At 64.0% G+C, this 2151-nt stretch carries 4 protein-coding genes; 3 read left to right on the top strand and 1 reads right to left on the bottom strand.

All coding sequences use genetic code 11. The features are described from left to right. Window positions 1–26: 26 nt before the first annotated feature. On the top strand, window positions 27–425 hold the full coding sequence (locus tag A5777_RS11380; protein ID WP_064862740.1) for a carboxymuconolactone decarboxylase family protein: 399 nt from the start codon (window positions 27–29) through the stop codon (window positions 423–425). Window positions 426–473: 48 nt separating this feature from the next. Here A5777_RS11380 and A5777_RS11375 read toward each other — a convergent pair whose 3' ends face one another. Then, on the bottom strand, window positions 474–1319 hold the full coding sequence (locus tag A5777_RS11375; RefSeq protein ID WP_064862739.1) for a helix-turn-helix transcriptional regulator: 846 nt from the start codon (window positions 1317–1319) through the stop codon (window positions 474–476). Window positions 1320–1570: 251 nt separating this feature from the next. Here A5777_RS11375 and A5777_RS11370 point away from each other — a divergent pair, with 251 nt between their 5' ends. Both A5777_RS11370 and A5777_RS11365 read left to right on the top strand, forming a co-directional pair. Continuing rightward, a complete protein-coding gene (locus tag A5777_RS11370; RefSeq protein ID WP_064862738.1) occupies window positions 1571–1825 on the top strand; it encodes a hypothetical protein in 255 nt (84 codons plus the stop codon). Between the two features lie 5 nt (window positions 1826–1830). Continuing rightward, on the top strand, window positions 1831–2151 hold a 321-nt coding region (locus tag A5777_RS11365), incomplete at its 3' end, for a hydantoinase/oxoprolinase N-terminal domain-containing protein (RefSeq protein WP_331710591.1).

Below are 2151 nucleotides of genomic sequence, written 5' to 3'. Positions count from 1 at the left end.
GTATGACAACAATCTCAGGAGGAACCATGAAGTTCGACGACACGCACGACGAGACATATCGCGAGGGCATCGAGATGCGTAAGACGGTGCTCGGGGCGGCGCACGTGCAACGCTCACTCGACAATGTCACCGAATTCTCGCGGCCCATACAGGAATTGGTCACCGAGTACTGCTGGGGCGCGGTGTGGACGCGTCCAGGGCTCGATCGCAAGACGCGGAGTCTGCTGAACCTCGCCATGCTCACAACACTGAATCGCGGACACGAGTTGGCGGTCCACGTTCGCGGTGCTGTCACCAATGGCTGTACCGAGGAAGAAATCCAGGAAGTGCTGATCCAGACCGCGATCTACGCCGGTGTGCCCGCGGCATTGGAGTCGTTCCGGATCGCTGAGGCCACCCTCTCGGAGATCCGCGTCAACGCCTGACGACTCGGGCAAGACTCGGGCACCTGACGAGTCGTCCGACCCCGGACGCTACCGTGCCGACATGGATACCGCGTCCGGGGTACGTCGCGCAGTGGTGCGCGCGCGAAACGCCGCGGGCGTCTCGCCGGTGGTGCTCTTGAACACCTGACCGAAGTGCGATGCACCCGAGAAGCCCCAATGCGCCGCGATGGTGGCCACGGGCACGTCCACCTTCATCAGGTCGGCGAGTTCTTCGCACGCGCGCGCCACCCGCCGCTCCCGGATCCGCGCCGCGGCGCTCTGACCACTGAGTCGAAAGATGTTGTGCACGTGCCGGACTGAGAGATGATGAGTGGCCGCGAGCTGGTTGACGTCGAGACCGGGATCCGAGAGGTGTTCTTCGATGTGGTGGTACATCTCGCGGAGCAGGACCACGTGCGGGTCGGATTCCGACCAGGCGCCGTCGCAATCGTCGAGGATCACCGCCAACCCCAGTTGGGCTGCGCTTCGCATCACCCGGTAGCGCTGGTGCCCGTCAAGCGCCTCGAACCCGACCACGATGGTGTTCATCAGGTGAGCGAGCGCCTCTGCGAGCGACCCCTGGCCTGCACGGATCGCGGTGAGGCCGAATTCCGCGAGGGGTATCTCCACCTCGCTCCACGGAATCGACAGGTCGACGCAATGGCAATCGGGAGACGCCTCGGTCGTGATTGTCCTGCCGGTGAAAACCCCCGTGTCACCGGGCCCGAGCGTCGTTTCGCGTGCGCCGGAGTCAACCCTGCTGCGCCCGGAGAGCTGGACTCGCACCACCGTCGACGACGAGTCCGGTGAGGAGGTAAAGCACTGTCCAGCAACGTCTTCGGAGAGCATCTCGGTGACCCGGACATTGGTCGCGGGAGCCGTGAACGCTCGCACTGGCGATCGGCCGAGGGTCGGGCCCGGGATTCGGGAGCCAGTGCGTCCCCCCGACAGTGGTGTGCGCTTTTGGCCCATGCCTGCACAACGATCAGCATCTACATTCATCTGTGAATCGCGCAACACAGAACCTCCGGTGTGACTTATGACTCGTCATAATTGTATGACAATCGTACAACACGTTCAGGAGTGGCGCGGTCGAGCGGCGATCGTCCGAATGCGATCGAGACGTCTGAAAGGAATCAGGAGCGATGCACAACTTTCCACGGCCGACGCAGGAGCGGCTCTACGCCCAGCGATCACCGGTCGACGAGATCTGTCCGGAATGCGGCAGTGCAACGGCAGTCGCCGAGTACCGGGTGCTCGGCGAGGGTGGCTGGTGGGACGTCACCAAGTGCCAGGACTGTCTGTACACGGTGACCAAAACCAGGACACCGCGGCTGGGCTCGTTCACACCTGTCGTACCCGCCAGGACAGCCACTGGCGTCGGGCAGCGGGGGGAGTGAGCGCGATGTTCGGAGTTGATGTCGGCGGCACTTTCACCGATGTCGTCGCGGTGCGCGACGGCAAGATCTCGGTGACCAAGGTGCCCAGTAGTCGTTCCAACCCCCCTGCGCCGGTTGTCGAGGGTGCCAAGAGACTCGGCGTGGCCGGTAGCACCGTGTTCAACCACGCGAGCACCATGGGGCTCAACGCGGTCATCGAGCGACGACTGCCCAAGATCGCATACCTGACCACAGACGGTTTCCGAGACGTCCTCGACCGAGGAAACGTGCACCGCCCGCTCGACGCGCAGACCGATCCCGCATGGCGTCGGTCGTTCGGCGATGCC

Source organism: Gordonia sp. 852002-10350_SCH5691597 (genome assembly GCF_001665715.1).
GTDB classification, from domain to species: Bacteria; Actinomycetota; Actinomycetes; order Mycobacteriales; family Mycobacteriaceae; genus Gordonia; species Gordonia sputi.
This window is presented reverse-complemented; position numbering and strand designations above follow the sequence as displayed.

Excerpts from the sequence above, each read along its gene's own strand:
- A5777_RS11380 (WP_064862740.1), top strand. The coding sequence starts at position 27 with ATGAAGTTCGACGACACGCACGACGAGACATATCGCGAGGGCATCGAG.
- A5777_RS11370 (WP_064862738.1), top strand. The coding sequence starts at position 1,571 with ATGCACAACTTTCCACGGCCGACGCAGGAGCGGCTCTACGCCCAGCGA.